Origin of the sequence: Neobacillus sp. SAB-20_R2A (assembly GCF_049568635.1) — a bacterium.
GTDB lineage: Bacteria > Bacillota > Bacilli > Bacillales > Cytobacillaceae > Neobacillus > Neobacillus citreus.
In genome coordinates this window covers 3,066,135-3,072,500 of record NZ_CP145895.1, presented here as the reverse complement: position 1 = coordinate 3,072,500, position 6,366 = coordinate 3,066,135, and the positions used below count along the sequence as shown (strand labels likewise).

At 40.2% G+C, this 6,366-nt stretch carries 6 protein-coding genes, 2 tRNA genes and 1 pseudogene; 7 read left to right on the top strand and 2 right to left on the bottom strand.

All coding sequences use genetic code 11. The features are described from left to right. Positions 1 to 70 precede the first annotated feature (70 nt). Entirely contained in the window at positions 71 to 1,339 is a 1,269-nt protein-coding gene (locus V5M37_RS14985; RefSeq protein WP_423797989.1) for an MFS transporter, read from the top strand. Positions 1,340 to 1,453: 114 nt separating this feature from the next. Here V5M37_RS14985 and V5M37_RS14980 read toward each other — a convergent pair whose 3' ends face one another. Next, positions 1,454 to 1,711: an HPr family phosphocarrier protein gene (locus V5M37_RS14980; RefSeq protein ID WP_423797988.1), complete on the bottom strand. Its 258-nt coding sequence runs from the start codon at positions 1,709 to 1,711 to the stop codon at positions 1,454 to 1,456. A gap of 173 nt (positions 1,712 to 1,884) precedes the next feature. Between V5M37_RS14980 and V5M37_RS14975 the strand changes: the two genes are divergently transcribed. Beyond that, positions 1,885 to 2,544 carry a DUF429 domain-containing protein gene (locus tag V5M37_RS14975; RefSeq protein ID WP_423797987.1) on the top strand — a complete coding sequence of 220 codons (660 nt, stop codon included), beginning with the start codon at positions 1,885 to 1,887 and terminating at the stop codon, positions 2,542 to 2,544. 71 nt (positions 2,545 to 2,615) lie between these two features. Here V5M37_RS14975 and V5M37_RS14970 read toward each other — a convergent pair. Beyond that, positions 2,616 to 3,236, bottom strand: a pseudogene (locus V5M37_RS14970) (DUF3298 domain-containing protein). A gap of 147 nt (positions 3,237 to 3,383) precedes the next feature. Between V5M37_RS14970 and V5M37_RS14965 the strand changes: the two are divergent. The 5 genes from V5M37_RS14965 (at position 3,384) to V5M37_RS14945 (ending at position 6,363) form a co-directional block, all read left to right on the top strand. Continuing rightward, positions 3,384 to 3,713 (top strand): DUF1904 family protein, encoded by a 330-nt coding sequence (locus V5M37_RS14965; protein WP_423797986.1) that lies wholly within the window; start codon positions 3,384 to 3,386, stop codon positions 3,711 to 3,713. A gap of 50 nt (positions 3,714 to 3,763) precedes the next feature. Further along, positions 3,764 to 4,927, top strand: coding sequence for a YecA family protein (locus V5M37_RS14960; RefSeq protein ID WP_423797985.1), 1,164 nt, complete (start codon positions 3,764 to 3,766; stop codon positions 4,925 to 4,927). A 167-nt stretch (positions 4,928 to 5,094) separates the two neighbouring features. Beyond that, positions 5,095 to 5,922, top strand: coding sequence for an alpha/beta fold hydrolase (locus tag V5M37_RS14955; RefSeq protein ID WP_423797984.1), 828 nt, complete (start codon positions 5,095 to 5,097; stop codon positions 5,920 to 5,922). Positions 5,923 to 6,139: 217 nt separating this feature from the next. Then, positions 6,140 to 6,230, top strand: a tRNA-Ser gene (locus V5M37_RS14950). 48 nt (positions 6,231 to 6,278) lie between these two features. Beyond that, positions 6,279 to 6,363, top strand: a tRNA-Leu gene (locus V5M37_RS14945). The last annotated feature ends 3 nt before the right edge of the window (positions 6,364 to 6,366 follow it).

The following is a 6,366-nucleotide window of genomic DNA, read 5'->3' as shown; positions in this document are numbered from 1 at the left end:
TAACGTTTTTGGGTATAGGAGGAAGGATGTTGGATGAAGTTGAGGTACGATTGTAAAGCAGGTGTACAACATGAATAAAGATAAACAACTCTATTTTGGTTGGTATATTGTCATTGCCGCGTCCATTATTGGTTTGCTTACAACAGGTATGAGGATGGGAATCGGGCCGTTTATCCATCCCATCATGGAAGATTTAAAATTGTCGCGAACTGAAATTTCGCTCGTTGTTTCTGTAGGAATGCTTGTTTATGGGATTGGAATGGTGCTAGCAGGTATTCTGTTAAAAACTTTTAATACCCGTATTGTTTTGTTGATTGGGCTGGCCATTGTATGTATTTCTACTATATGGACGGTTTATTCCAAAGGGATGCTTTCCTTTTTCCTCTCCTATGGTGTGTTCCTGTCGATTGGTCTATCTTTTTTAAGCAATATCACCTTATCGCCGATTGTTAGTAAATGGTTTGTCCGCCAAAGAGGGAAGGTCCTTTTTTATTTGACGACCGGAGGAATGGCGGGTATTGCCATTTTGACCCCCGTTGAAACATGGATGATTGGCCTTGTTGGCTGGAAGAATACACTTTTATTTTTTGGAGTAATCTTTGTTTGTATTATTCTGCCTTCTGCGATTTTTATCATGCGGGAAGATGTTCCGGAAGAGGCTGATAGTCCGGGCAATGCCAGCGGAATCACTAGACAGGAAGCTCCGGCAACCGTCACATTGAAGGATGCTTTAAAGACAACAACCTATTGGAAAATTGTTTTTGTGCTATTTGCTTGTGGATTTGGGATGAATCTATTAGGATCGCACGGGGTTCCTATGTTGATGGATCACCATTTTGGGCCAATGACCGCTTCCTTTGGGGTAGGTTTGATTGGAATTGTCGCGATCTTCGGAACGTTGTTTTTAGGACAGCTCGCCGACCGTTTTCCGAGAAGAAATATTTTATTTTTAGTATTTTTTGTCCGTGGACTTGGATTTTTTGGTCTGGTTTTATCAGCCCACACTTGGCAGCTCTTTCTAGTTTCCATTATCGGAGGATTGGTATGGGCAGGTTCAGTGGCCATGGCCACAGCGATCTTAGGTGACTTATATGGAGTAAAGTTGCTCGGAATTTTAAATGGGTTAGCATTTTTTGTAGGGCATCAAATAGGAGCCGCAATCGGTTCTTTCCTAGGCGGATGGGGGTACGAAGTGTTTGGAACGCATCTATTTTCGTTCAGTGCCGCGGGTATCCTTGCGCTTCTAGCCAGCTTGGCATCGATAACTTTACCTCAAAGTCTATCGTTCTCCAAGCCAATCAAGCTTGGAGAAAAGCATAACATAACGACTGGACAATGAGAGTGGTTAACTGGAGTTAACTAAACATATAGACGACCAATTAAGGTTGTCTTTTTGTTTTTAAAAACGTGAGTTGAAGCGGAGGCATGGGGGAAGAAGAACCGTCCCCATGTGTCAGCTAAACGATTCAAGCTTTTTCAATAAGTGTTCTAGTGCTTCCTTTTCATCATGACCAGAGGTTTCTATGGTTACTTGTTGTTTGTTTCCTAACATGAGTGTCGTTACACCAAGCAATGATTTCAAATTCACCTTTCGGCCTTTCTGAGTAAGAAAAATTTCGGAATGAAATCGTGAAGCTTCCTGAACTAATTGAGTAATAGGTTTTAGGCCTAGAACATCCTTATTATTAAGCTCAACAGTTTGTTGCATCATAAAAACTCTCCTTTCTAAACTTAATTATTCTTGCCAAAAGAATAATCGCTTCTTTATAAAACTATGGTGATTTACCCCTTATTATTAAGGATTTTAATTGAATACTGGCCTTATTGTCATAAAATTTGTAAGAAGATTTGCCATAATATTTATAGAAAGTGATGGAGCATTTAATGAAAATCATTGGGATTGATTTATCAGGACCGAGCAATCGTAAAGATACTGTCTTGGCTGTATTTGAAAAACAAGCTGGTGCTTTAAAATTTATCAAACAATTAAGTAATATTGGTGATCTGGAAATATTAAATGAAGTTATGCATCAAAGTCAAAATGATGAAGTGGTAATCGGAATCGACGCTCCTTTATCATATCAGGATGGCGGCGGGGACCGGCCGGGTGATAAAGAGCTAAGGCAGTACATCGTGTCCTTAGGGATGAAATCCGGTTCCATTATGCCGCCGACTTTTAATCGAATGGTTTATCTTACCTTAAGAGGGATTAAGCTTAGCAGGGAAATCGGAAATTTGAAAACTGAGAATCCCATTTCGATGGTGGAAGTGCACCCGGGTGCCGTTATTGGTTCTCGAATTTCTCAGAGTAATCTTGAGTATGTTCTGAGTTATAAGCAGGATTTGACTGCGAGGACATTCATAAGAAAATGGTTTAAGGAGCAAAAATTGACCGATCTGCCGGTTTGTATAGAGGAAGAAAGTCATTCCATTGATGCCTGCGCTGCGGCATTAGGCGCATGGCATTGGCGGGATAAGCAGTTTCGTCCTAAGTGGATTTTACCTGCAAATCTACCGCTGCATCCGTATGATTATTGTTGTTGATAAACATAACAGGTATTGTTCCAGCACTGGCCGGCTACAGCAGCTTCGACTGTAATCAGCCGCTTTTGGTATTAATTATTTTCTGCCATCCGTCCAAGCGGGCCGCTTTCATCTAAAATATCCTGAAGCTCATATACCGATATTGGAAACATTGGAAATCCAAAAGCATATGGGGTAATGTCATAAAGCTGGAAGTAGATGACGAGTGCTTTGTCAGCGATGTAAAAGTCCTGATCAGGCTTTATGCTGGTGAAATCGCCAAGAAGGAAAATATCCCGTTTTTTGATTTGCTCCTGAATAAGGGTTGTGAGCCTTTTGATATAATTACTTCCAGGTTAGAACAGGTCCTTGAGTTGTACCAGTGTTTCTTTTTGAAGGTCGAAGGTTAAGGATTTAATATAGGTCATTCCATGGGCAGCATGTTCATGATAAGTATAATTGGAGAGGTTAAGGCTCAATACATTGCGCTGGTTGTTTTTCAATTCAAAAGTTCCTAGCATTTCACTGACAGTGGAGGGCATATCCCCAACCTGAGTGTCTATTAGCTTTTGGGTTTGTTGCACAATGCCCTGATTGATGGATCTTTCCAGCCGTTGGTTGCGGTGGTTAACTACTTGTGGATAAATAACCTCCTTTTTGGGACCGCTCCTATAAATATACGGTTTGACATCTACGGGTAATATAATTGGCATTTCTCTCCGCCCTTTTTCACTTATCTTATTCGTGAGCGGATGGCAGGTGCGTTTAGAAAAAATCAAATAGGTTCATCAAGGATTTTTTTATGGTAAAATATCGGAAAGATCTTCTGGATATTAACTTTTTTATGGAGGGAATTAAAAGTGCCGCAATTAATTTTTAAAGGAGTAAGTGTAGAGCAAGTCAAAAAAATTAGTACACCTTTGGTAGAGGAATTGGCTGAACTTTGTGAGTGTGAAACAGATAATTTCACTTTTGAAATTGTGGATTCGATTTTTGTTTTTAATGGAGAAGAAGTGCCAGGGTTTCCATTTATTGAAGTGAAGTGGTTCGATCGGGGCCAAAAAGTTCAAGATGAATTTGCTGCCATCACAACCGAGCATTTACATAGTCTGGGAATTCCAGATGTAGAAATCGCCTTTAGAGTGTTTTCTGAGTCAGATTATTATTTAAATGGGAAAAGCTTTGCGTAAATTTCATTTACCTAGTTGTTAGAAAAAAACAAACTCAGAGGGAGTTTAGCATGACATTTTTAGAAAAAATAAAACCACATTTAATTAGTGACGATATTTTAATTCAGGAAACGGTCCTACATGCACTGCACGATTATCCATTGTTCCCTGAAGAATGGACAGTAGAATTACTGAAAGAAGCTTTTAGAAATAAGGAAAAGCAATCTTATATTCTCATCTATGTAGATCATCAGACGATTAATGAAGAGGCAGTCAAGGTCTTGATTGAAAATATTCCCAGCATGGACAAGTCCAAGGTTCATTTAGCAATTAACCTGCTTTTGAAAATTGAACCTGAACTTGCTCTTACATATAGGGAATCCTTGGAAAAATATATCCCCAAGGATATGTGGGCCATTTATGAGTTAACTGCAAATGGGACGGAAGAAGAAGTTTATATGGAATATGGAGGCATCTTAAGTGATCTTGACCATGCAAATCCATATCAGAACGATTTATACATAAAGGGCAAAATTCTAGCTGCCTGCATAGTGAAAAATGGCTGGGTGACGGAACAGGAAATCGACATTATAATTCGCGAGGAATTGGAAGAACAATGGTTTTCTTATCATGGAATTCTAACGATTTATATGATTGGCTTGTTAAAAATAGAAAAATATATACCGATGCTGGCAAGCATGTTGGGACGAGATGAAGATGTTTTGCTGGAAGAGGTCTCTGCTGCGTTAATTCAGTTTCAATCAGATGATGTGGTGAAGGAAGTCGCGCCGTATTTATATAGAGAAGATTCGGTTATTTTTGCAGCCTCCGTTGTAGAGAATATTAAAACAGACTTCGCCATTCAGGTCTTAAGAGAGGCCTACGCTGCGGCTGAAGAAATTGGTGATCAAGATATCCTTATCGAATCCATTTGTCATCATTTCTCTAGAGAGGCACTGCCCGAAATTAGCCGCCATATGAAAAACGAGTATACTTCAAACATAGTGGATATTGAGCAGACGGTTTATAGTTACTATTCTATTTTGGGGGAGCACCATCCTGAATTGGAATTTTGGAGAAAAGCTGCCCTTGAAAGAGAAATGGACTTTAGAAATGACGGCAGGGAAGGGACGTTAGGTAAACCCGCCCCCGTTCGGATTGAAACGAAAGTTGGCCGAAACGATCCCTGTCCATGCGGAAGCGGGAAAAAATATAAAAAATGCTGTGGGAAATAGATCTGTTGTAATCACAAGGAAAGACCAATTATATCTTGAAGAGAAGGATGTCTAATAAAGTTGAGGCATCCTTCTTTTTTAAATGGAAAAGAAAGGATTTTACCTCTTTTTGTCGAATTATTGTGAGAATATAAAATCTTTACATTAGAAACAATTGGAGGTCCAGAATGAATACGAAAAAAACACTAACCATAAATTATCAAAAGCTTTCCTATATTGATGAAGGTGCCAAAACTGACCCGCCAGTTTTGCTTATTCATGGAGTCCCAGAGTCCAGCATGCTTTGGAAACACATCATCCCTGAAATTGCTGCATTAGGTTTTCGGGCGATTGCACCGGACCTTCCGGGATTTGGTCAGAGTGACCGTTTTCCATACGAGTCTACTTGGGAAAACTATGTTGCTTTTATCAATGATTTCATGGAAGCATTAGAATTAGAAAAAATCCATCTCGTTGTCCATGACTGGGGTGGAATGATCGGATTAAGATGGGCGTGTGACAATCCGGATAAAGTGGAAAGCTTGATTATAACCGACACAGTATTGTTGCCAGGATATACGTGGCACCCACTAGCCCAAAAATGGAGAACGCCTGGTTATGGTGAAAAAGTAATGGAAGCCATGGCCAATAAGGATTCATGGATGGCAGGTATGATAAAGGAGATTCCGTCTGTAGATGAAGGGATCTTGGAAGACTTTTTCGCCATTTTTGAGACTGCTGAGAAAAGGAATGTCATTTTAGAATTATACCGTTCTGCCAATCAACAATTAACGGAACCGTATTTGAATCTTGCTGCTATAAAGTCCCCTGTTACGATTCTTTGGGGTGAACATGATCCTTACATTTCAACCGATTTTGCTTATCAGACGCGTGACCAGCAATTCCCGCACGCAGCGGTACATATCATTCCTGGTGCGGGGCATTTTATTCATGTTCAGGTTCCGGAAAAGGTGATTCCACTTGTAAGAGAACATTTTCTAGCTATTTTAGAATAACCAATTTTACAGTGGTCATTTTGCGGAGTCATGAGGACAGGGTAAGTGTGAATATTTGAGATAATTTTTCTTATGTTGGGGCTATGAGGACTCCCAGAGTGAATTTTACTAGACAAACGTCCTCACACCAGTGGAGCTTTCTGTTTTAGATTACCAAAATTTACAGCTAGCTCCCAATTTCAAAAGATGATATATTTGTTTTGTAAGTTATTACTACAGAGAAGTACTCAAGCGGCTGAAGAGGCGCCCCTGCTAAGGGTGTAGGTCGGGTAACCGGCGCGAGGGTTCAAATCCCTTCTTCTCTGCCAGAAAAATCTTGCAGGTTTAGCACAAATGGTATAATATATTAACATCATGCGGGTGTGGCGGAATTGGCAGACGCACCAGACTTAGGATCTGGCGCCTTCGGGCGTGGGGGTTCGACTCCCTTCACCCGCACCAGAA